Raw genomic sequence first — 21,612 nt, 5'->3', positions numbered from 1 at the left:
GGCTGATGGCTCCAACTACCCTCGTCACCGGTGCCAGCGCGGGCATCGGCCGCGCGCTCGCGACCGAGTTCGCCAGGCACGGCCACGACCTGGTCCTCGTCGCCCGGCGCGAGGAGCGCCTCCGGTCGCTCGCCGACGAACTCGAAACCGACTACGGCGTCGACGCGACCGCCATCCCGATTGACCTCACCGACGACGACGCACCGGACCGGCTGTTCGACTCACTCGACGGCCGGGGAATCTCCCTCGACACCCTCGTCAACAACGTCGGCGTCGGCGTCTACGGCCGCTTCGGCGAGGGCGACCTGGCCGACCAGCGGACCCAGCTCCGGCTGAACGTCGACGTGCTCGTGGAACTCACCCACCGGTTCCTCGACGGCCGGTCCCGGGGGCAGGTCCTGAACGTCGGCTCCGTCGCGGGCTTCACGCCCGGGCCGCTGCTGGCCGGCTACTACGCCAGCAAGGCCTACGTGAACAGCTTCTCGGAGGCGCTAGCATCGGAGTACCGCGACACCGCGATCGACGTGACCGTGGTCTGTCCAGGTCCGGTCGACACCGAGTTCCAGGAACGCGCCGGCATGGGCGACTCCACCGTCGCACAGGTGTTCTCCCACACGCCCGATGAGGTCGCGAGAGCGGCGTACGACGGTCTCCAGGCCGGCGAGGCGGTCGTGATCCCCGGTCTGCCGATGAAACTCCTGACCCTGTTCCTGCGGATCTGTCCCCGGCGACTCCGTCGCTGGGGCGCCCGGATCGTCAACGGTGGCCGGTAACGGGCGGTAGCGGCCACGAGCGGCCGCTGGCGAGAGTGAGTGAGTGCTAGTCCCTGGGGTCGCGGTCCGGTCCCGGATACTCGCCGTCGCGGGTCGCCTCGTACAGGGATTCGGCGTCGAAGACGGTCGCGAACGCGTCCGGCGAGCGGACGCTGACCGAGACGCGCGGTTGCAGGGAGAGACCGGCCTCGGCGCTGCGCAGCGACTCGTCGAACGTGAGAAGGTGGGCCGCCTCGCCGCGGTAGGCGGAGGCCAGCGCCGGATGGTCGTCGTCGGGGTGGTCGACCGGTTCCCGTTCCTGCTCGATTCGCTCGCGCCAGTCCGCGGCGAGGTCGGCGTCGGCCAGGTCAGTGATCACCGCTTCGGCGTCGTCGAGCAGCGGATCGCTGGCGACCAGAGTTACCCAGGAGTGCCTGCGGACGTGGTCGAGGGCCGCGCGGGCGTCACCACCGACGAGGAGGTCCGCGGCGAGGACGTCGGCGTCGGCGACGACGCGGGTCGGGTCAGCGGTCATCCCTGTGCTCCGAGAGCGCCCGGTCGATGGCCTCGACGGTGACGTCGTACTCGTCTGCGCGCTCGAAGAGCGTTCCCCATGTCATGGGCGTATCGAGGGACGGCGCGACCAAAAATCCCCGGCGGACGGCCGTGTGAGACGACCGTCTGACGGGTGTTTAAGTGAGAGCCACGGGTCCGACTCGACGGGTGCGCACGTACGGCTCGCGTGCCGTCGCCGGACAGGACGACGGTGCGCCCGTATCCCATCCTCCCATCGCGCGCCCGGACGACGCGACCCATCCTCTTTCGGTACGCGCCGGCTGCCCTCCGGACGGGTCGCGCTCGACCCCCTCTCCACTCTCCGGAGTGACTACGCTCCCCTGAGCGCCGTCCGGACCTCCGTGATGGCGTCGGGATCGGAGAGGACCGCCACGTGGTCGCCCGCTTCGATCTCCGTCCGCGGCAGCGGGATGGTCATGGGTTCCTTGTCGTGGCCGTGGGCGTAGATGCGCGCCTGGCTCGGGAGGTCGACCTCGACGACGCGCGAGCCGACCACGGGCGCGCCCTCGGGGATGTCCACCGTCGCGACAGTCAGCTGTTCGGCGAGGTCGGCGATGACGTTGAAGTCGCCCCCGAGCAGTGCGGTCTTGGCCCCCGCCGCGCCCAGGCGTTCGGGGTAGATTATCTCGTCGACGTCCGCGTCGTACTTCTCGTAGATCTCCTCGCGGTAGTCCTCGTCGATGCGCAACACGGTCCGGCAGCCGTACTCCTTGCCGATCATGCAGGCCGTGAAGTTGGTGTTGAGGTCGCCGGTCAGCCCGCCGATGGCGTCGGCGTCGGCCAGTCCGGACTCCTCGAGGACGCTCTCGTCCGTGCCGTCGCCCGCGACGGTCTCGAACCCCTCCGTCCGTGCTCGGTCTACCTTGTCCGGGTCGTTGTCGACGACGACGACGTCGTGGCCCTCCGGGGCCAGAATGCCGGCGGTCCGCATCCCAACGCGTCCGTAGCCGACGATGACGAACTTCATACCATGGTGTATGGTACCAGGGCTAAAAACGCTAGCCCTCCACGAGCGGCCGCGGAGCTACGGAACTCGATCGCGAGTCGAAAAATGAAGCCGGGCGGATCGCGTCAGGGAGCGACGAGCGCTTCGGTCTCGTTCTCCGTGGCGTTCGTCCCGGTCGCGGTTTCGTTCGTCTCGTTCTCCGTGGCGTTCGTCTCGTTCATTTCGTCGGCGTCCGTCGCGTCCTCGGTCGGCGGTGCGACGGTGGCGTCGTCGACGATGGGTTCGCCGTCGGCGAGGTACGGCCCGTCAGCCGTCCCGTTCGTGGCGACGAAGTCGTACGTCTCGTTGTCGTTCGTCTCCATGTGCGGCATCGCGATCAGCGTCTCGTTCTCCGTGAACTCGGTGTCGTCGAACTCGGCGCCGGAGACGTTGTAGAGAACCACCGAGAGGTTCTCGTAGGTCCCGGCCTCGAGGTACTCGGAGACCCCGACGACGCTGCCGACGGCGTCACCGTCGAGCAGGCTCTCGTTGTGGATGGCCACGTAACCACCCTCGGAGAGCGTCGTCGACGCGATGGTCACCGCGGTACCGTTCTCGGTGACGTTCGCGGTCTGGTTCTCGAAGGTGACCGCGGTCTGTGCCGTGACCGTCGTCGTGTCACCCGCCGCGTCGGTTTCGGTCTCGTCGAGTCCGGCTTCGGTCTCGTTTTCAGTCTCGTCGAGTCCGGCTTCGGTCTCCGTTTCGGTCTCGTTCAGCCCGTCAGTTTCGTTCTCGGTCTCGTTCTCGGTGAGTCCGGCCTCAGTCTCGTTTTCGGTCTCGTTGACGTCCGCCGCCTCGTCGTCGGACTCGTTGTAACCGACTATCGTCTCGTCGTCGCCCGGCGCGTCGTAGATCGCGGGTGCGACGATCGGTTCACCGTCGATGGTGTAGGGCCCATCTTCGGTGCCGTTCGTCGCGACGTAGTCGAACGTCTCGTTGTCGTTCGTCTCCATGTGCGGCATCGCGACCAGGAACTGGCTCTCGGTGAGCTCGGTCTCGTTGAACTCGGCACCCGGCACGTCGAAGAGCGTGATCGTCACGTTCTCGTGCTCACCGGCTTCGAGGTACTCCGAGGCGCCGATAGTGCTGTCGACCGCCTCGTCCAGGTCGAGCTCGGTCGCGTTGGCGAGCAGGCTATCGTTGTGGATGGCCACGTAGCCGCCCTCCGACAGGGTCGCGTTGACAGTCACCGCGGTGCCCTGCGAACTCACGTTCGTCACCTCGACGGACGCGTTCGCGTCCATCGCGGCCGTCTCGTTCGTCGTCTCGTTCTCGGTCTCGTTCTCGGTGAGTCCGGCCTCGGTCTCGTTGACCGGCGTCTCCGTCTCGTTGACAGGCGCCTCCGTCTCGTTGACCGGCGTCTCCGTCTCGGTCTCCTGGACCGGTTCGGCGTCTGCCTGGACGGTGATCAGCGCTTCGTCGGTGACCGGTTCACCGTCGACCGTGTAGGCACCGTCCTCGGTGCCGTTCGTGGCGACGAAGTCGTAGGACTCGTTGTCGTTCGTCTCCATGTGCGGCATCGCGATCAGCGTCTCGTTCTCGGTGAGCGAGTCCTGCGCGTACTCCGCGCCGGAGACGTTGAACAGGGTGACCGTGACGTTCTCGTGGGTCCCGGCCTCCAGGTACTCCGAGACGCCGACGACGCTCCCGATGACGTCACCCTCGAACAGGAACTGGTCGTGGATGGCGACGTAGCCACCCTCCGGCACGGTGACGTTGTCGATGGTCACCGTCGTCCCGTTCGAGGTCTGGTTCTCGAACGCGACGGAGGCGTTTTCGGGCGCCGCGACCTCGGTCTCGGTTTCGGTCTCCGTCTCGTTGACCGGTGCTTCCGTCTCCGTCTCGGTCAGCGGTTCCTCGGTCTCTGTCTCTTCTGGCGGCTGTTCGACGGCGTCGACCTGGACGAGCGCGTCGTCGGTCACCGCCTCACCGTCCTGGGTGTACGGCCCGTCTTCCGACCCGTTGGTCGCGACGAAGTCGTAGGTCTCGTTGTCGTTCGTGTCCAGGTGCGGCATCACGATCAGCGTCTGGTTCTCCGTGAGTTCGTCCTGGTCGTACTCCGCACCGGGGACGTCGAAGAGCTCGATCTCGACGTCCTCGTGCTCGCCGGGTTCGAGGTACTCGGAGACGCCGACGACGCTGCCGACGGCGTCGCCGTCGAGCAGGCTCTCGTTGTGGACGGCGACGAAGCCGCCCTCATCGAGTTCGGCCGAATCGACCGTTATCGTCGAGCCGTCGGTCGTCTGCTGTTCGAAGGTGACGCTCGCGTTCACCTCCGCAGCGGGCGCCTCGGTTTCGGTCTCTGTCTCGGTCTCAGTTTCCGTTTCCGTCTCGGTCTCTGTCTCCGTCTCGGTCTCGGTCTCGGTCTCCGTTTCCGTCTCAGTTTCCGTTTCCGTCTCCGGCTCTTCGACGTCGTCTAGCTGGATGTAGGCCTCGTCGGTGACCGCCTCACCGTCCTGGGTGTAGGGACCGTCGTCCGCGCCGTCACTCTCGACGAAGTCGAACGTCTGGTCGTCGTCGGTGTCCAGGTGCGGCATCGCGATCAGGGTCTGGCTCTCCGTGAGCTCGTCCTGGTCGTACTCCGCACCGGGGACGTCGAAGAGGTGGACCTCGACGTTCTCGTGAGTCCCGGCCTCCAGGTACTCCGAGACGCCGATGACCGGCCCGACTTCACCGTCGTCGGTCTGCTCGTGGATGGCGACGAAGCCGCCCTCCGACACCGTGACCTGGTCGACGGTGACCATCGTGGCGTTGTAGGTCGGGAAGACGACCGACGCGCTCGGTTCGTCCTCGGTCTCAGTCTCAGCCTCGGTTTCCGTTTCTGTCTCTGTCTCAGTTTCCGTTTCCGTCTCAGTCTCAGTCTCAGTCTCAGTCTCAGTCTCGGTTTCCGTTTCCGTCTCAGTCTCGGTTTCCGTTTCCGTCTCAGTCTCGGTTTCCGTTTCCGTCTCAGTCTCGGTTTCCGTTTCCGTCTCAGTCTCGGTTTCCGTTTCCGTTTCCGTCTCGGTCTCGGTCTCGGTCTCGGTCTCGGTCTCGGTTTCCGTTTCCGTCTCAGTCTCGGTTTCGTCCTCGTCCTCGGCCTCGGTCTCGGTTTCAGTTTCCGTCTCTGTCTCCGTCTCGGTCTCGGGCTCTTCCGCTTCGGTTTCGGTCTCCGTATCCTCAGATTTCGTCTCGGTCTCCGTCTCTGTCTCGGTTTCAGTCTCCGTCTCGGTCTCGGTCTCCTCTCCGTCCTCGGAGGCGTCGAGGGTCAGCTGGAGGAACTGCCCGTCGTCACGGGTGAAGACCCCGTGGACGTAGTCGCCGGCTTCGAGGTCGTCGGTGGCGACGTCGAACGTGACGGTGTCACTCTCCTCGGCGTCGAGCGTGACCCGCTCCTCGGAGACGACCTGGCCGTCGAGGCGGAACGTCACCGACTGGTTCGTCTCGAAGTCGTTGGGGTTAGTCACCTCGGCCTCGACGGTGAGTTCGTCCCCGACGGTCGCGCTCTCCGGTGCGTCGACCGAGTCGAGCGTGAACGACTCGGAGAGGGTGATCTGTTCGACCTGTCCACTGTCCTCGGCGAAGACGGCGTGGTAGTAGGTCCCCGTCTCGAGCCCCTCCGTGTCGGCCCGGAACTGGACCACCTCGGAGTCGTTCGGGTCGACTGTCACGAGCTTCGTGGCGACGACCGGCCCGCCGAGGCGGAACTCGACGGATTCGGTTATCCGGTCGTCGGTGGGGTTCTCGATCTCCGCGCCGACGGTGACGTTCGACCCGGGCGCGGCGCTCTCCGGTGCGTTCAGCGATACGACCTCGAGCGATGACTCGTCGCTCCCGGAGTCGTCGGCAGTCTCCTGCGCGACGGCCCCCTGTACGACGAACGCGCCGCTGAGTGCTATCATCAACGCGACGATGACGACAGCGGCCCTGTTCGTGGAGCGTGTCATACTACTCTCTGGTCAGGTGTTGGTACTGTCATGACGATGCAGTCGAAACGTCGTTCGATCAACAGATAAACCGGAGAGTTCGTTCAGTCCTGGGGGCGGTGACAGGCCCGCCCTAGTGCGATTCTGTCGGTTCTAAGAGAAGCCTTGGTCCCACCGGAATCGAGGGGGAGAACCCCCGACAGGCACGAGGGCGAGTCAGCCTTGCTTTCCCGAACCCCCCACTGAAATACGTCCCGGTTTCCGGCCGCCGTCTTGCGATTGGACGGGGCGTGTCGTGGTGTCCCTCCGCAACGTGAACGAACGGCGGGAGATCGAGGCGTCCGTCCCCCTGGCCAGTGGCGTCTCGGTGGAAATCCGACACGGGTTTACCCCTCCCCCGCCGACGATTCGCCATGCGGGTAACGTTTCTCGGGACCAGCGGCGCCGTGCCCACGACCGAGCGCAACACGAGCGCCGTCTTCGTCAACCGGGAAGGGGACCAGCTGCTGTTCGACTGCGGCGAGGGGACCCAGCGCCAGATGATGCGGTACAACACCGGCTTCGCGGTCGAGCACGTCTTCGTCACCCACCTCCACGGCGACCACATCCTGGGCCTTCCGGGCCTGGTCCAGACGTGGGACTTCAACGACCGAGAGGAGCCCCTGGCCATCCACGCCCCCACGGGCACTCGCAGCCAGATCGAAGACCTGATCCACGTCGGCGGGAACGACCCCGCGTTTCCAGTGCGAATCCACCAGGTCTCGCCCGGCGACGTCGTCGTCGACCGTGAGGAGTACGAGGTCCGCGCGATCAGGACCGAGCACCGCTGCAACTCCGTGGGCTACGCCGTCGTCGAGGACGACCGGAAGGGCCGGTTCGACCGCGAGAAGGCGGAGAACGAACTGGGCATCTCGCCTGGTCCCGCCTACTCCAAGCTCCACCGCGGCGAGTCCGTCGAACTCGACGACGGCCGCGTCGTCGAACCCGAGGAGGTCGTCGGCCCGGCCAGGCCTGGTCGTACCCTCGTGTACACCGGCGACACGGAGCCCACCGACGCCGTGGCCGCGGCCAGCGAGGACGCCGACCTCTTGATCCACGACGCTACCTTCGCCGAAGACCGCCGGGACCGGGCGCAGGCGACGGCGCACTCCACGGCGAAGCAGGCCGCCGAGGTGGCCCAGCGAGCGGGGGCCAAACGCCTCGCGCTCACGCACGTCTCGACGCGCTACGGCGGGGACCCGTCGCCACTTGCCCACGAGGCCGCCGATGCGTTCGAGGGCGAGAGCTTCGTCGCCCAGGACGGCCAGAAACTCCGGGTGCCCTACCCCGACGAGGAGTGAGGGACCCCCGGTAGCCGGGCGTCGACGTCGGTGGCGTCGGCAGTCCACTCCCAGAGCGCGTCCTGTCGCTCGCGGTCTGACGCGCTCGGCGCCGCCGACCGGGGCTCACGGTCGGCGAAGTACTGGCCGGTCGTCCCGGCGACGTCGTCCGACGCCGCCAGGTAGACTGAGGTCCGCGCTGCCTCGCGTTCGTCGACGACCGGGCCGATCGGGATCCTCGCACCGAGAGCGCCGAATGCCTTCCAGACGAGCGAGGACAGGCCGCTCGAATCCCGGGCGAGGCGGCTGGACGGGACCACCCCGGGGTGGCACGCGTTCGACGTGACACCCGCGGCCGCTGCGCGACGCGCCAGGCCGAACGTGAACAGCACGTTCGCCAGTTTCGAGAGCGCGTAGGCGTCGCGCCCGGTCGGCCCGTCCGGTCCGGTGAGAGCGTCCAGGTCGAAGGAGGCTCGCCGGTGGAGGTCCGACGAAACCGTGACCACGCGCCCGTCCGCGGCGTCGAGGAGCGGGAAGAGACGGTGGGTGAGCAAAAAGTGGGCGCAGTGGTTCACCGCGACGGTCAGTTCTATCCTGACTCGTGACCCATCGGAGCGGTCACCGACTGCGTCCGTGAGACGTCGCTCGTCCTGCCAGGTCCCCGCGTTGTTGACGAGCGCGTCGAGTCGGTCGTGGTCGTCGGCAACCGCGCCAGCGAGGGTTCGCACCTGGTCGAAGTCAGCGAAGTCGGCCGGGTAGAAGGTGGCCGCACCCGGCGTGCGTTCGCGGACCATCTCACAGACGCGCTCACCCCGGCCGCGGTCGCGTCCGTGGACGAGGACGGTCGCACCCCGATCCGCCAGCCCGCGAACCGTCTCGCGGCCGATGCCGCTCGTTCCCCCAGTCACCAACACGACGGCGTCGTCCGCGTCGGACATGTCGGATCGGACGGACGCTGCAGGCAAGAAGGACGGGGATGGGAGACCCTACTCGTGGCCGTAGACCGGCACCGGGTGGTAGGGCTCTTCGAGGTACTCGACGTCCGAGGCCGAGAGGTCGATATCGAGCGCTTCGACGGCCTCCTCGAGGTGTTCGATGCTCGAGGTCCCGAGGATGGGCGCGGTGACGGCGTCGTGCTGGAACTGCCAGGCCATCGCGATCTGGGCCATCGTAACTCCCTTGTCGGCGGCCAGTTCCTGGACGCGCTCGTTTATCTCTTCGCTGCCGGGGCCCTCGTGATACGGGGTGCCGTAGTCGATCTCGTGTTCGCCCCGCGTGGTGGCGCTGAACTCCTCGTGTGGCCGGGTGAGGTAGCCCGCCCCGAGCGGACTCCACGGCAGGACGCCGACGTTCTCGCGGTCGCAGACCGGGTACATCTCGCGTTCCTCCTCGCGGTAGGTGAGGTGGTGGAGGTCCTGCATCGCCTCGAAGCGCGCGAGGTTCTCGCGGTCGCTGACGTGTAGCGCGCGCTGGAACTGGTGGGCGTACATCGACGACGCGCCGAGGTGCCGGACCTGCCCCCGGCGGACCGCGTCGTCCAGCGCCCGCAGCGTCGTCTCGATGGGCGTGTCGTAGTCCCAGCGGTGGATCTGGTAGAGGTCGACGGTGTCCATTCCCAGCCGGTCCAGCGAGTGGGCGAGTTCCTGTTCGATGGTCTTCCGCGACAGCCCCTCGGCGTTGCGATGTTCTTTCGCACCGGGCCAGCGGACCTTCGTCGCGACGACCTGCTCGTCCCGGTCGTAGTCGGCCAGCACGTTCCCGAGGATCTCCTCGGATTCGCCCGACGAGTAGACGTTCGCCGTGTCGAAGAAGTTGATTCCGAGGTCGATCGCGCGCTCGATGAGTTCCCGCGAGTCGTCTTCGTCGAGCATCCACTCGTCGCCGCTCCCGAAGCTCATGCAGCCCAGACAGATCTTCGAGACCTCCATCCCGGTCGAACCGAGGGTCGTGTACTCCATGCGACGGAGGTCGGGGGACGAGTGGAAAAAGTCGACGCCAACTTTCCGACACGAACGGCCTGATGGGAACCCAGCGAGACCACGGACGACCGAGTCGGTACTGTCATTTCAGCGCGGTTCGAGAGTGGAACCATGGACGTCGCACACGTCGCGCTGTGGGTATCGGACGTCGACCGGGCGATCGAGTTCTACGAGGCCCTCGGCCTCGAACGCACCTGGTCCTTCGAGATGGACGGCGTCGAGAATATCTACCTCGGCGACGAACACGGCGAACTGCAGCTCAAACACGACCCGGACCGGACGACGCCCATCGCGCCGGGCCGGGCCGACGTCGACCACGTCGCCCTGACCGTCGACGACCTCGACGCGACCGTCGAGCGAGCGGTCGAGGCCGGCGGCACCGTCGTCACGGATCCCCTCACCGTCGAAGCGGCGGACGCCTACGTCGCGTTCGTCGAGGACCCCGAGGGGTACACGCTGGAGTTCATCGAGTCGCTATAGGACCGCGGCCGCTACTGGTCGCCGGACCGATCCCGGCGTGAGCGTTATGGTCCGGGACGCCCTACCACGCGAACGTGAACACGCGCACGGGAGCGCTGGACGCGGTCGTCTTCGGGGTGGACGTCCAGAGCGGTGACGTCCGCGGCGACGCCCCCTCCTACGCGCTCGTCGTCTTCGACGGTCGGGAGACGGGAGTCTCCCGAGCACGTCAGGACGGGGAGCGTTCTGACGGCGGGGAGGAGGTGGAACGGGACGTCGTCAGCCACCGCAAACTCCGGCGGCGCATCGAGAGCGAGGAGCCGGCCATCGTCGCGACGGACAACATGTACGAACTCGCCGAGGACAAGGACTCGCTGGTCCACTTCCTCGGCGAGCTGCCGGACGAGACGAAACTCGTCCAGGTGACCGGAGCGGAGCGACCGGAGCCACTCTCCAGGGTCGCCTCGCGCCACGGGGTCCCCTACGCCAAGGAACCGATGAAAGAGGCCGAGGCGGCGGCCAGGCTCGCGGCGGCCAACGTCGGCCAGGAGGTGTCGGCCTTTACGAACACGACGGAGGTGAAGGTCTCGCGCGGGCGCTCCACGGGTGGCGGTGGCGGCTGGTCTGAGGACCGGTTCACCCGCCGGATCCACGGCTCGGTCAAGCGCCGGGCCCGCGAGGTCGAGTCCGAGCTGGAGGGCGCCGGTCTGGACTACGAGAAGGACGTCACCGAAAAGTACGGCGGGTTCTCGCAGGCAATCTTCACAGTCTCTGCCCGACCCCAGGACATCCCCGTCTCCAGGGAGCGGGCGGGCGACACGCGCATCGAAATCGAGCGCGAGCGCCGCGACGGCATCGAGTTCCGACCGCTCGCGAAACGGCGGGACCACGTCGTGGTGGGGGTCGACCCCGGGACGACGACAGCCGCCGCAGTGGTGGGCCTCGACGGCTCCGTGCTGGACGTCTTCTCCTCGCGGACCGTCGACGCCGCCGACGTCACCGAGTGGATCGTCGAGCAGGGGCGACCGATCATCGTCGCCGCGGACGTGACGCCGATGCCCGAGACCGTCGAGAAGCTCCGCCGGTCGTTCGACGCGGCGGGGTGGACGCCGCAGTCCGACCTGCCGGTCGACGAGAAACAGCACCGGACCCGGGACGAGGGGTACGACAACGACCACCAGCGGGACGCGATGGCGGCAGCGCTGTCGGCCTACGACGCCCACGAGGACCAGTTCGAGCGCATCGCGCGGAAAGTACCGCCGCGCGTCGACACCGGCGAGGTGACCGCCAGAGTCGTCGCCGGCGAGGAGTCCGTCGAGACCGTGCTGGCGGACCTCGGTGAGGACGGCGACGGTGACGGTGGTCACGACGGAGCAGACGGGAGCGAGGACCACCAGCCACGCGAACTCACCGAAGAAGAGCAGACGATCAAGGAGCTACGGAAACAGGTCGAGCGCCTCCAGGACCACGCCGAGTCGCTGGAGGACACCATCGCGGAGAAAGACGACGAGCTGGCCGAGAAAGAAGAGGCGCTCTCCCAGGCACGCAGCGACGAGCGCATCGAGGTCCGGCGGGACAGCGAGGTGACGAGACTCCGGCGGAAGACCGAGCGCCTGGAGTACGAACTCGAGGAGGAACGGGAGCGCAACGAGAACCTGGAGGGGAAACTCGACCGGCTCAAGGCGCTGTGGAAGCTCGACCACTCGAACTTCGCCGACGTCTCCGAGAAGAAGCAGGGCCTCACGTCGGTGAAGGTGGTCGACCAGTTCACCACGGGCGCCATCCGCGAGGCCGACGAGAGCATCGGGCTCATCGAGGACGACATCGTCCTCCTCAGGGACGCCTCGGGCGCCGGCCGAAGCACTGCCCAGAAACTGGCCGACGTGGACCCCAAGCTCGTCCTCCGGACCGGCGGGCTCTCGGACGTGGCGGACACTATCCTCTTCGAACACGGAATTCCCGTCGCCCCCGCCGAGATGGTCACCGTCCAGGAGGTGGACGAACTCGCCGTCGCCCGCGAGGAGGAAGTCGAGGCCGCCATCGCGGACTGGGAGGAACGCGCCGAGGAACGCCGGCGGGACCGCAACGCCGAGATGGTCGACCGGCTGATCTCCGAGCACCGGGCTGGTGAGAGAGGGCAGAGCGACTAGCGCGATACGTCCCGGCGTTCTACTGCAGACCGCCGCCCATCCCGCCCATCCCACCGCCGCCGAGGCCGAACGCGGAGAGGAGGTTCGTGACCATGCCGTAGACGATGAGTCCGATGCCGGCCACGACGAAGGCGAGGCCGGCGGCCAGGAAGAGGTTCTGCCAGGCGACGATGGCGATTCCGGCCAGCATGACGAGCACACCGAGGATGCCGGCCATCCCGAGTTTGTCGAGCATACTCCCACCTGCCAGTGCCACGGCGGTAAGCGCTACGGTCCGGAAACGGTCCCGTCGGCTAGTGGGCGAACTCGACGTCCACGTCGCGGGCCGTCGCGACCATCGCGAGGAAGGCCTTCCGGTGGCTCATCAGCGCCAGGGTGTCGCCCTCGACGTCGAAGGGGCCGCCCATCACCGCCTCGGCGGTGTCGAGTTCGTCCCGCAGGAGCGCCTTCCAGGCCGCGTAAGGGCCCCGGAGCGCGTAGTCGTACTGCCTGTCGGCGTCGACAGCGACTGCCGCCGCGGTCACGCACTCGCCGTCGGCCACGTCGACGAGCATGCGGACCGGGTCGCCGTCGTAACTCTCGTCAGGCTGGACGACGAACAGTATCGCCGCCTCGAACTCCCCAGCGGCGTCGACGAACTCCTCCGAGTCGTTCAGCCGGTCGCGCCAGGCGCGAACCCACGCGTCGGCCTCGTCGGGCAACGTCGGCGTCATCTGTCCGTGTTTTAGCCGGGCGGGTTTTGTACGTTACCACTCGCGACGTCGAATCGAAGAGGCTCGTGGCAGGAGTGGGAACTCCAACGAAAAGTAGAACCAGAAAGCCCCCGGTCGCTCGTGGGCTGCGACCGCACCTGCGCGCGCCTTCGGCGTGCTTGGTGGGTCTCGCTCCACGAGCGACCGGCCCCTTTCAGTCCCGCCCGGTTTGATTGACCAGGCGGGCGGGACTGAAAGGGGCGACGCGTTCACCGAACCCCGGGGACGCAAGGACCGCAACGACCCGCGGGAGGTGAACGCGTCGGGGCTTTCTTGTGGTTACAGTCGCTCTCGGCAGCAACAAACGCGGTTCCGACTGTTCCAGAGAGCAGTTTTTGCAAAACTTAACCGTCCCCCCGGCCAAGAGGCGACCATGAGCGACAACGAGAGCAGGAAAGATCTCCGCATGCCGGACGAGGACGAGGTGTTCGCCGTCGTGACGAACATGCTGGGAGCCAACCGCGTCGAGGTCCGGTGTATGGACGGGACCGAGCGGACTGCTCGCATCCCTGGCAAGATGCAAAAGCGGATCTGGATCCGCGAAGACGACGTCGTCCTCGTCGAGCCCTGGGACTGGCAGGACGAGAAGGCCGACATCACGTGGCGCTACGAGAAGCAGGAGGCAGACCAGTTACGCGAGGAGGGACACATCCAGGAGTAGCCACTTCACATGACTTTCCTCACGGCCCCGGGTGAGCGGCGATGACCGGCGACGCGGAGTTCGACCTGCTGGAGCCCGAGGAGGTCGAGGGCGTCGGCGACGAGTGGGAAGAGATCGACGTCTCCGACACCGACGCGGACCGCATCGCCCGCGAGCGGGACCGCGAGTTCAGCCAGTGGCGCAAGCGGATCAAGAACACCGAGCAGTTCAAAGTCGAGGCGTCGGTGTTCGACGACGCCACCTTCGGCGCGCTGTACAAGCTCGTCCAGGACGGCTACATCGACGCCTTCGGCGGTCCCATCTCGACCGGCAAGGAGGCCAACGTCTACACCGCGCTGGGCGGCGACACCGCCCGCGACGAACTGGGCCGGGCGGAGTCACCGGAAGTGGCCGTCAAGGTGTACCGCATCAACGCCTCGGATTTCAAGGACATGCGGGGGTACCTCGACGGCGACCCGCGCTTCGAGGGCATCGGCTCGGACAAGAAGAAGGTCGTCACCGCCTGGGTCCGCAAGGAGTTCGCCAACCTCAAGCGAGCGCGCGCGGCGGGCGTCCGGGCGCCGGAACCGCTGGCCGTCGAGCGCAACGTCCTCGTCATGGAGTACATCGCCACCGACGAGGGCGGGCGGGCCAAGCGACTCAACGAGGTCCACGTCGAGAACCCCGAGACGGCCTTCGAGGTGGTCCGCGAGTACATGCGCCGGCTCCACCGCGCCGGCCTCGTCCACGGCGACCTCTCGGAGTACAACATCGTCTTCCACGAGGGCCAGCTGGTCGTCATCGACCTCGGGCAGGCGGTGACGACCCACCACGGCAACGCCCGGGAGTTCCTCGAACGGGACTGTCAGAACATCGCGAACTTCTTCGCCGGCGAAGGCGTCGACGTGACGGCCGACGACCTGTACGAGTTCGTCACCGCCGACGAGGACGACGACGACGCGTAGGCGCGTTATTTCTCCGGCAGGCTCTCGGGCCTCCGCCAGCGGTCTGGCCACCGGTATCTGTTTTTATCCCGGCGGTCGACGTTCCGAGAGTGACCGACTCCGACGACACCGAGGCCGACGTGCCGCCCGAACAGGCATTCGCCGTGCTCGGGGACGAGACGCGAGTCGACATCGTTCGGGCACTCGCCGAAGCGCAACCCGACGCACTCGGGTTCTCGGAACTCCGAGCGCGCGTCGGCGTCCGAGACAGCGCCGGCTTCAACTACCACCTCCAGAAGCTCCTCGACCGATTCGTCCGAAAGGGCGAGGACGGATACGAACTCACCACCGCGGGCGCACAGGTGTATGGCGCCATCCTCTCAGGGGCGTATACGGCGTCGCTGTCGGTGGATCCGGTCCCGCTGTCGGCCGACCGCGACGTCTGTCCGTCCTGCGGCGCGGGGCTCGAAGCGCGCTACGAGGACGAGCGCATGACGGTCGGCTGCGTCGACTGCGACAGAGTGGTCGCCGGGTGTGCGCTCCCGCCAGCCGCGGTTGAGGGACGCCCGCGAGAGGAGATCCCGGCCGCCTTCGGCCGGTACCTGGACGCTACGTTGCGGAAGTCAATGGCGGGGTTCTGTACGCTCTGTTCGGGGCCGACGACGGGCCGGCTCGAACGGGGAAGCGTTCCCTCGTTCGACGTGGACGACTTCCCGCTCGCCGTTTTCCGCTGTGAGCGGTGCCAGAACTCGCTGCAGGCCTCACCGGGCGCTGTCCTGCTGACCCACCCCGCCGTCATTGCGTTCTACCGCGACCACAGCGTCGACTTGCGGGACCAGCCGCCCTGGCATCTGCCGTTCCTGCGGCGAGAGGCGACGACTGTGCTGGCAGAGGACCCGCTCCGGGTTCGCGTCGACGTGGAGCACGGCGGCGAGACGCTCGCGGTGACTCTCGACGAGGACCTGTCTGTCGTCGACGCGGTACGCGAGGACTGAGTTAGCTGTTCGAAACCGTTTTGTAAACCGGTCGACTGGTTCACACTGATGCAGTCCGCTCCCGCGTGGCGCTGGCGCACGCAGACTCCGGGAGCGGACAGTGTCGGCAGCGCCTCCGGGGCGGCGTAACCGTCCCGGCGGCGGGTCGACGCTCACTCGTTCTCTCACTCGGTACCGACGCGCGACCACCGACGCGAATCCACTTACGACACCGATGCCAGCCGACGACGACACCGACCCGACAGCCAGTGATCGACCGACGAACACCGACGAGGACGAGTTCACCGTCACGCCGTACGACATCGAGGGGGACGTCGACTACGAGAAGCTCCTCGACCGCTTCGGCGCCGACCGGCTGACCGACGAGCAGGCCGCCCGCTTCCCGGACCACCCGCTGGTCCGCCGGCGCATCTACTACGCCGGTCGCGACGTCGACCAGTTCCTCGACGCCGCCGAGCGCGGGACGACTCACTCCATCGTTACCGGGGTCGGCCCGTCCGGACCGCTGCACCTGGGCCACGTCATGCCGTTCTACCTCGCGAAGCGGATCCAGGACGAGACCGGCGCTCGCGTCTACATTCCCCTCTCCGACGACGAGAAGTACCTCCTGAAGGACCAGTCAGTCGAGGAAATCCGCGGGCACACGCGGGACAACCTCCGGGATCTGCTCGCCGTCGGGTTCGACCCCGAGCGGACGCGCATCCTCGTCGACACCCTCGACGCCGACGTGGTCTACCCGACGGCGGTCCGGATGGCAAAACGGATCACCCAGTCGACCGTCGACGCCGTCTACGGCGAGCCGCCGAACGTCGGGCTCTCCTTTTACCCGGCGGTGCAGGCCGCCCACCTCCTGCTGCCACAGCTCGTCCACGGGCGCCACCCGACGCTGGTGCCGGTCGCCATCGACCAGGACCCGCACGTCCGGGTCGCCCGCGACGTCGCCGCGAAGGAGGATTTCGACGTCGAAAAGCCGGGGGCACTGCTGGGCAAGTTCCTCCCGAGCCTGGCGGGCCCGGGGAAGATGAGTTCCTCCGACGACGCGCCCGGCATCGAACTCACCGACGACCCCGAAGACGCCCGCGAGACGATCGTGCAGCACGCCTACTCCGGCGGCCGCGCTGACGTCGACGCACACCGCGAACACGGCGGCGACCCCGAAGTCGACGTGGCCTACCAGCTGCTGTACTACTTCCTGGAACCCGACGACGAGGCGGTCGAACGACTCGCCGGGGAGTACCGACACGGGGAGCTACTCAGCGGCGAGCTGAAGCAGTACGCCGCGGAGACGGTCGGCGAGTTCCTGCGGGCACACCAGGAACGACGGAACGCGCTCGGGCCGCTCGCCGAGGAGCTGGCACCGTTCCGACTGACCGGGGACGAGCGCGCAGCCCTGCAGCCGTCGCTCGGGGAGTGAGCACGGGATGACCGCCGGTGGGCCCGCTACCGGCTAGTGATCAGTACGTAACATTTTTCGTCGTCCGGTTCGGTGAATGGAACCATGTCTCTCCCGGCGGGGCGGCGGTGGCAGCGGGTGCGGGCCCTCCTGGAGCCGCGTCTGGGCGTCGACGCTCGCGCGCTGGGCGCCGTTCGCATCGGCCTGGGCGTCCTCCTGCTCGCGGACCTGGCGATGCGGGCGACCCACCTGCGGGCCCACTACACCGACGCCGGCGTCCTCCCGCGGTGGGCGCTGTTGACCGAGCGGTCGGAACTCTCGATCCACCTCGCGGCGGGGAGCGTCGAACTGGTCGGCGCGCTGTTCGCCGTGCAGGCGCTCGTGGCCGTCGCCTTTCTCGTGGGCTACCGGACCCGCGTCGCGAGCGTGCTGGCGTGGCTCCTCTGGGCGTCGCTGCACGCCCGGATGCCGCTGGTGCTGAACGGCGGCGACACCCTGCTCCGGCTGGTGCTGTTCTGGGCGATGTTCGCGCCGATGGGGGCGCGCTTCTCCGTCGACGCGCTCCGGACCGGCGGCCGCGAGGGGCGAGTCCTCTCCATCGGGACCGTCGGCCTGCTCTGCCAGGTCGTCCTGATGTACGCCGCCAACGTCGCGATGAAACACGACGGCGACGTCTGGCTCCGGGGCGACGGCCTCGCCTACGCGATGAGCCTCGAACAGTTCACGACGCCCCTCGGCGACGCGCTCGCGGGGATGCCGGGCGTGATGGTCGCCTTGAACTGGGCCATCGTCGTCCTCTGGACGGCCGCGCCGCTGTTGATCCTGTTGACGTGGTGGCCGCGCGCGGCGCTGGCGGCGTCCTTCGTCGGCGCCCACCTCGGCATGTTCCTGACGATGCACCTGGGACTGTTCCCCTTCGTCGCCGTCGTCGCCCTCACGGCCTTCGTGCCGCCCGTCGTCTGGGACCGCCTGATCCCCGAGGACACCGGACGGTGGACGCCGTCGTGGGCCCGGACCGTCGCCGAGCGCGGGAGCGTCGGGCTCTCGTTCGCCGACGACGACGTCGCCCGGCACGCCCGCCGTGGCGTCCGACTCACGGCCCTCGCCGTCGCTGTCACCTCGCTGGTGTTCGTCGGCCTGTGGAACGTCCAGCTCGTCGACGACCGGACAAGCTACTCCACCGAGCACCGCGACATCGTCCCCCAGCCCCTCGACCGGTGGGGCGAGACGCTGCAGTTGCCCCAGTACTGGACCATGTTCGCCCCCGACCCGCTACGCGACGACGGCTGGTACGTGATGCCCGGGACGCTCACTAACGGCACCCAGGTCGACGTCTACCGCGGCGGCGCACCGGTCAGCTTCGACAAACCGGCCGACGTCTCCGCCCAGTACGACGACGCGCGGTCGCGCAAGTACATGATGAACCTCTGGCAGCGCTCCTACAGCGACTACCGCCTCTACTACGGCCAGTACCACTGTCGCGAGTGGAACGACGACCGGGACCGGGGCGCGAGGCTGGAGACGTTCCGCATCGTCTACGTCCTCGAACAGACCGGGCCCGACGGCGACGAACCGCCGGAGCAGCGAACGATCTGGCGACACGACTGCTTCGGTGGGTGATAGTGGTGGTTGTAAGCCCGTTCCGGCGTTCGCCGGCACCGGCCACGTCGAACGCCGGTAAAAAGTTACAACCACCACTATGAGACCCCGGTTCTCGATAGACCGACCTACACGTCGACGGTCGCGTCCTTGATAGCGGCCGTCTGCTCGCGGTGCCACGCGACGTCGTCCCACATCCCGCTGAACTGCGGACCGCAGAAGTTACTCGTCGAGATGGCCGTCCAGCGACCGGTCTCGGCGGCTTTCCGGGTGCCGACGGCACACAGTTCCTTATGCCAGTCCCACTCCAGACCGGGCCAGTCCTTGAAGTGAATCGTCGCCCAGGACTCCGTCGTCGCGAGGGGGAGGCCGACGTCTCTGGACCACTCGGCGGCGGCCTCGATCTCGGCTTCGAGCGCCGCCTGCCAGCGGTCGGGGTCCTCGCGGTAGCGCTCCCGGCCGACGTCGCGGAGCCACTCGTAGTGGGCGTCGGTGTCGATGCCGTGGTCGAACGCCGCCCACGGGTAGTAGTCGGTCGTGTTCTGCAGCCAGAGGTGCGTTTCCAGCAGGTCCATCCCGTCGGCCGGCTCTCGACCCCACTCCTTGCCAGGGCCGGCCGTCTCCGAGAGGCAGTACTCCTGGTCCGGGTACGCCTCGCGGACGCCCGCGATGGACTCGTTGATCCACCGGCGACCCGCGGGCGTGTCGCGGTCGAGGCGGTCGGAACGGGGCGCCTCGGGGTCGTTGAAGAACGGTGCCCACTCGGCCAGGGGGAACTCGTTGACCAGGTCCACCCAGGCGACGGCGTCGAGCAGGCCGGCGTCGGCGAGGTGGTCGAGGGTGTCCACCCAGACCGTCGCCAGGTCCGCCGGGGTCCGGATCCCCCGCCGGGCGCCGGTCTCGTCCTCGCGAAACCACGAGGAGAGCGCAACCGCCACGTCGCGCTCGGCGCACTTCCCGACGAACTCGGTCAGGGCCGGGCCGACAGTGACTTCGCAGGTGTCCGGTGCGCCCCAGTCGCTGGCCTCGAAAGCGGGCGGCAGCGTCCAGGTCCGGTCCGGGTCCCGGGAAACTAGGTGCGGGTAGGCGTCGATGCGGACCGCGTCGTACCCCCGCTCGACCAGTTCGTCCAGCGTCCGGTCCCAGTCGGCGTACCCGCCGCCCTTGTACCGGCGTTCGAGCCACGAGAAGTCCCACATCGTGATGGCGTAGGGCGACTCCCTGTCGGTCAGCGACATACCGGCTCGCTACAGCCGGTCCTCACTTAACGATTCGCGAAGTGTGCGAACTCGTACCGGGATCGGCGTTCACCACTCGATGTCCAGCCGGTCGACGACGACCGCCCAGATCCGCTCGTCGCCGCCGTAGAAGGCGATCCAGGCGGCGACGCCGAAACCCCCGAGGGCGGCCAGGAACTCCGCGACGGTGGCCACCAGGCCGGTGCCGCCGAACAGCAGGACGACGGGGGCCGTCACCAGCCCGATGGCGGCGAAGCCGCCGAGGAAGAGCACGGCGAACCGGACGTAGGGGTTCTTCTGGTGCCAGTGGTCCCACCGGCTGACGATCATCGCGTACAGCGCGGGAACGAAGAGCAGCGCGAACCCGGCGACGCGGCGGACCTCCTCGCCGGGCGTCCGCGTCGAGACCACCGTCCCGGCGACGGCCCCCAGGAGCAACCCCATCCCGATGGCCCACGAGGCCGCGACCCCGCGGTCGGCCGTCATCGGCCACCACGCCGCCGGCAGGCGGCCGTCGGTGGGTGACACTCCTCGCGGGGACTGGGCTGGCCCGACGTCCGTCGGGGCGGAGAGCGGGGCGGACGACGAGAGTGCATGGATGGACGTTGCCGCCCCGACGACCGTAACGGTTTCGAGGTAGTGATCGACGACGCTACCGTCGTGACGGAGCACGTATGTTTCCTCGGAATAGTCATATTCCACATCATTCGGCAGCGGTACGGCGCACGCTCGGAACTGACCGCTCGAAACGCGGTCACCGGACCGTTCGCCGTCGGAGAGGGCCCGGATGTCCGCGAGTGACCGCTGAAACGCTCCGTCTGGTCGTCCGGAGCCCCGTCTCGACAGTTCCTCTCGTATCGGTCGCTTCACTGCCGTTACGCCATCGTCCCGCTCTCCGGAGACGAATGCGTCGCTAGACCGGTAACTGTCGGCCGCGATAACATATAAGAGAATGAGTATACACGGATCGGCTACGAAAATCGGCAGCCCGGACTAGTTGTCCGAGGCCAGCCCCTTCGCGAACTGCTCGGCGAAGAGGACGTAGATGATCAGCGTCGGGAGGGCGGCGACGAAGGCGCCGGCCATCCGGAGCCCGAAGTCGACGCCGGTGAGGTCGCTCCCCAGGCCGGAGAGGACGAGCGTCACCGTCGCAGCGGGGCTGGACGAACTCCCGATCAGCGTCAGCGAGAACAGGAACTCGTTCCAGATCATCGTGAACTGGTAGATGAAGACGACGCCGAACATCGGCTTCGACAGCGGGAGCACGATGCGCCGGTAGATGCTCGTGATCGAGGCGCCGTCGATCTTGGCCGCCTCAATGAGTTCGTCCGAGAGCGCGACGTAGTAGCCGCGGAACAGCAGCATACAGATCGGGATGCCGTAGACGACGTGGGTGACAGTCACCGCGAACAGCCGCGAGTGGCGCTCCGTGAAGAAGGGGAGGCCCCCCAGCACCGGTCCGACCAGGCCGTCGACGCCGACGATGTTGATCCAGAAGTCCGACAGCGGGACGAGCACCGCCTGGTACGGGATGAAGATCCCGAACATGAACAGCACCAGGACGGCGAACTGCGTCCGCTTGTGCCAGTCGACGAGCGTCAGCCCGTAGGCCGCGGTACTGCCCAGGGTGACGCTGGCGATGGTCGCCGGGAACGACATGAGGAGGCTGTTGGTCATCCCCGTCGAGAGGTACTCGATCGCCGTCGTCCACTTCTGAAGCGTGAACCCCTCGGAGCCGGGCGGGAGAAACGGCGTCGTCGCCGTGACGGCACCGGTCGTCTTGAACGCCGTCACCAGCCCGGTCCAGATGGGCGCGATGAAGAACGTCGCGAAGAACATCACCAGCAGGTAGATGGCGATCTTCGAGTAGTCGAGCGCCGGCAGGACGCGAGCGATACTTTCCGCGCGTGAGTTGGTTGCGTTGCTCAT

General features: G+C 67.6%; 20 protein-coding genes. 10 read left to right on the top strand and 10 right to left on the bottom strand.

Translation table 11 applies throughout. The features are described from left to right. The first annotated feature begins 5 nt into the window (after positions 1-5). Positions 6-773, top strand: a complete 768-nt coding sequence (locus BM337_RS18610; protein WP_089818798.1) for an SDR family NAD(P)-dependent oxidoreductase — start codon at positions 6-8, stop codon at positions 771-773. 46 nt (positions 774-819) lie between these two features. Here BM337_RS18610 and BM337_RS18605 read toward each other — a convergent pair whose 3' ends face one another. From BM337_RS18605 to BM337_RS21310, 3 genes are all read right to left on the bottom strand, one after another. After that, positions 820-1,287: a DUF7384 family protein gene (locus tag BM337_RS18605; RefSeq protein WP_089818797.1), complete on the bottom strand. Its 468-nt coding sequence runs from the start codon at positions 1,285-1,287 to the stop codon at positions 820-822. A 351-nt stretch (positions 1,288-1,638) separates the two neighbouring features. Next, positions 1,639-2,295, bottom strand: coding sequence for a potassium channel family protein (locus BM337_RS18600; RefSeq protein ID WP_089818795.1), 657 nt, complete (start codon positions 2,293-2,295; stop codon positions 1,639-1,641). 104 nt (positions 2,296-2,399) lie between these two features. Then, positions 2,400-6,236, bottom strand: coding sequence for a DUF7282 domain-containing protein (locus tag BM337_RS21310; protein ID WP_089818793.1), 3,837 nt, complete (start codon positions 6,234-6,236; stop codon positions 2,400-2,402). Positions 6,237-6,628: 392 nt separating this feature from the next. Between BM337_RS21310 and rnz the strand changes: the two genes are divergently transcribed. Next, on the top strand, positions 6,629-7,555 hold the full coding sequence (gene rnz, locus BM337_RS18590) for a ribonuclease Z (RefSeq protein ID WP_089818791.1): 927 nt from the start codon (positions 6,629-6,631) through the stop codon (positions 7,553-7,555). Here rnz and BM337_RS18585 read toward each other — a convergent pair. Together BM337_RS18585 and BM337_RS18580 are read right to left on the bottom strand one after the other, a co-directional pair. Then, positions 7,537-8,472: an SDR family NAD(P)-dependent oxidoreductase gene (locus BM337_RS18585; protein ID WP_089818788.1), complete on the bottom strand. Its 936-nt coding sequence runs from the start codon at positions 8,470-8,472 to the stop codon at positions 7,537-7,539. The two genes, rnz and BM337_RS18585, sit on opposite strands and share 19 nt — an antisense overlap. Before the next feature lie 48 nt (positions 8,473-8,520). Further along, entirely contained in the window at positions 8,521-9,492 is a 972-nt protein-coding gene (locus tag BM337_RS18580; RefSeq protein WP_089818786.1) for an aldo/keto reductase, read from the bottom strand. Positions 9,493-9,624: 132 nt separating this feature from the next. Here BM337_RS18580 and BM337_RS18575 point away from each other — a divergent pair, with 132 nt between their 5' ends. Continuing rightward, entirely contained in the window at positions 9,625-9,993 is a 369-nt protein-coding gene (locus BM337_RS18575) for a VOC family protein (protein WP_089818784.1), read from the top strand. 74 nt (positions 9,994-10,067) lie between these two features. Beyond that, positions 10,068-12,122 (top strand): DUF460 domain-containing protein, encoded by a 2,055-nt coding sequence (locus tag BM337_RS18570; RefSeq protein WP_089818782.1) that lies wholly within the window; start codon positions 10,068-10,070, stop codon positions 12,120-12,122. Between the two features lie 19 nt (positions 12,123-12,141). Here the strand turns inward: BM337_RS18570 and BM337_RS18565 are convergent, their stop codons facing one another. Both BM337_RS18565 and BM337_RS18560 read right to left on the bottom strand, forming a co-directional pair. Beyond that, complete coding sequence (locus tag BM337_RS18565) at positions 12,142-12,357, bottom strand: DUF7470 family protein (RefSeq protein WP_089818780.1); 216 nt, start codon at positions 12,355-12,357, stop codon at positions 12,142-12,144. A gap of 58 nt (positions 12,358-12,415) precedes the next feature. Further along, complete coding sequence (locus tag BM337_RS18560; protein ID WP_089818777.1) at positions 12,416-12,835, bottom strand: SCP2 sterol-binding domain-containing protein; 420 nt, start codon at positions 12,833-12,835, stop codon at positions 12,416-12,418. A 412-nt stretch (positions 12,836-13,247) separates the two neighbouring features. On the opposite strand from BM337_RS18560, the gene eif1A reads away from it, so the two are divergent. The 5 genes from eif1A to BM337_RS18535 all read left to right on the top strand — a co-directional run bounded on the left by eif1A (position 13,248) and on the right by BM337_RS18535 (position 18,466). Then, a complete protein-coding gene (eif1A, locus tag BM337_RS18555) occupies positions 13,248-13,535 on the top strand; it encodes a translation initiation factor eIF-1A (protein WP_089818776.1) in 288 nt (95 codons plus the stop codon). A gap of 41 nt (positions 13,536-13,576) precedes the next feature. After that, positions 13,577-14,479: a serine/threonine-protein kinase Rio1 gene (gene rio1, locus BM337_RS18550; RefSeq protein ID WP_089818774.1), complete on the top strand. Its 903-nt coding sequence runs from the start codon at positions 13,577-13,579 to the stop codon at positions 14,477-14,479. Between the two features lie 89 nt (positions 14,480-14,568). Further along, positions 14,569-15,453, top strand: a complete 885-nt coding sequence (locus BM337_RS18545; protein ID WP_245778704.1) for a winged helix-turn-helix domain-containing protein — start codon at positions 14,569-14,571, stop codon at positions 15,451-15,453. 214 nt (positions 15,454-15,667) lie between these two features. Continuing rightward, entirely contained in the window at positions 15,668-16,867 is a 1,200-nt protein-coding gene (locus BM337_RS18540) for a tryptophan--tRNA ligase (protein WP_089818772.1), read from the top strand. A gap of 84 nt (positions 16,868-16,951) precedes the next feature. Next, positions 16,952-18,466, top strand: coding sequence for an HTTM domain-containing protein (locus tag BM337_RS18535; RefSeq protein WP_089818770.1), 1,515 nt, complete (start codon positions 16,952-16,954; stop codon positions 18,464-18,466). Positions 18,467-18,573: 107 nt separating this feature from the next. Here BM337_RS18535 and BM337_RS18530 read toward each other — a convergent pair whose 3' ends face one another. Continuing rightward, entirely contained in the window at positions 18,574-19,683 is a 1,110-nt protein-coding gene (locus tag BM337_RS18530; RefSeq protein ID WP_089818768.1) for a cellulase-like family protein, read from the bottom strand. A 69-nt stretch (positions 19,684-19,752) separates the two neighbouring features. Continuing rightward, a complete protein-coding gene (locus BM337_RS18525; protein WP_089818766.1) occupies positions 19,753-20,169 on the bottom strand; it encodes a hypothetical protein in 417 nt (138 codons plus the stop codon). Positions 20,170-20,277: 108 nt separating this feature from the next. Between BM337_RS18525 and BM337_RS20805 the strand changes: the two genes are divergently transcribed. Beyond that, a complete protein-coding gene (locus tag BM337_RS20805) occupies positions 20,278-20,484 on the top strand; it encodes a hypothetical protein (RefSeq protein ID WP_143117761.1) in 207 nt (68 codons plus the stop codon). A gap of 192 nt (positions 20,485-20,676) precedes the next feature. Here BM337_RS20805 and BM337_RS18515 read toward each other — a convergent pair whose 3' ends face one another. Beyond that, entirely contained in the window at positions 20,677-21,612 is a 936-nt protein-coding gene (locus BM337_RS18515; RefSeq protein WP_089818762.1) for a carbohydrate ABC transporter permease, read from the bottom strand.

It is taken from the genome of Halomicrobium zhouii (genome assembly GCF_900114435.1).
Lineage (GTDB): Archaea > Halobacteriota > Halobacteria > Halobacteriales > Haloarculaceae > Halomicrobium > Halomicrobium zhouii.
The sequence above is the reverse complement of the archived record's forward strand: the minus strand, read 5'-3'. Positions and strand labels throughout refer to the sequence as shown.

Coding starts and splice junctions, on each gene's coding strand:
- BM337_RS18530 (WP_089818768.1), bottom strand. CDS start 19,683: ATGTCGCTGACCGACAGGGAGTCGCCCTACGCCATCACGATGTGGGAC.
- eif1A (WP_089818776.1), top strand. CDS start 13,248: ATGAGCGACAACGAGAGCAGGAAAGATCTCCGCATGCCGGACGAGGAC.
- BM337_RS18560 (WP_089818777.1), bottom strand. CDS start 12,835: ATGACGCCGACGTTGCCCGACGAGGCCGACGCGTGGGTTCGCGCCTGG.
- BM337_RS18575 (WP_089818784.1), top strand. CDS start 9,625: ATGGACGTCGCACACGTCGCGCTGTGGGTATCGGACGTCGACCGGGCG.
- BM337_RS18580 (WP_089818786.1), bottom strand. CDS start 9,492: ATGGAGTACACGACCCTCGGTTCGACCGGGATGGAGGTCTCGAAGATC.
- BM337_RS18535 (WP_089818770.1), top strand. CDS start 16,952: ATGTCTCTCCCGGCGGGGCGGCGGTGGCAGCGGGTGCGGGCCCTCCTG.
- BM337_RS18585 (WP_089818788.1), bottom strand. CDS start 8,472: ATGTCCGACGCGGACGACGCCGTCGTGTTGGTGACTGGGGGAACGAGC.
- BM337_RS18540 (WP_089818772.1), top strand. CDS start 15,668: ATGCCAGCCGACGACGACACCGACCCGACAGCCAGTGATCGACCGACG.
- rnz (WP_089818791.1), top strand. CDS start 6,629: ATGCGGGTAACGTTTCTCGGGACCAGCGGCGCCGTGCCCACGACCGAG.
- BM337_RS21310 (WP_089818793.1), bottom strand. CDS start 6,236: ATGACACGCTCCACGAACAGGGCCGCTGTCGTCATCGTCGCGTTGATG.
- BM337_RS18610 (WP_089818798.1), top strand. CDS start 6: ATGGCTCCAACTACCCTCGTCACCGGTGCCAGCGCGGGCATCGGCCGC.
- BM337_RS18515 (WP_089818762.1), bottom strand. CDS start 21,612: ATGAGCAACGCAACCAACTCACGCGCGGAAAGTATCGCTCGCGTCCTG.
- BM337_RS20805 (WP_143117761.1), top strand. CDS start 20,278: ATGGATGGACGTTGCCGCCCCGACGACCGTAACGGTTTCGAGGTAGTG.
- BM337_RS18605 (WP_089818797.1), bottom strand. CDS start 1,287: ATGACCGCTGACCCGACCCGCGTCGTCGCCGACGCCGACGTCCTCGCC.
- BM337_RS18525 (WP_089818766.1), bottom strand. CDS start 20,169: ATGACGGCCGACCGCGGGGTCGCGGCCTCGTGGGCCATCGGGATGGGG.
- BM337_RS18565 (WP_089818780.1), bottom strand. CDS start 12,357: ATGCTCGACAAACTCGGGATGGCCGGCATCCTCGGTGTGCTCGTCATG.
- BM337_RS18600 (WP_089818795.1), bottom strand. CDS start 2,295: ATGAAGTTCGTCATCGTCGGCTACGGACGCGTTGGGATGCGGACCGCC.
- rio1 (WP_089818774.1), top strand. CDS start 13,577: ATGACCGGCGACGCGGAGTTCGACCTGCTGGAGCCCGAGGAGGTCGAG.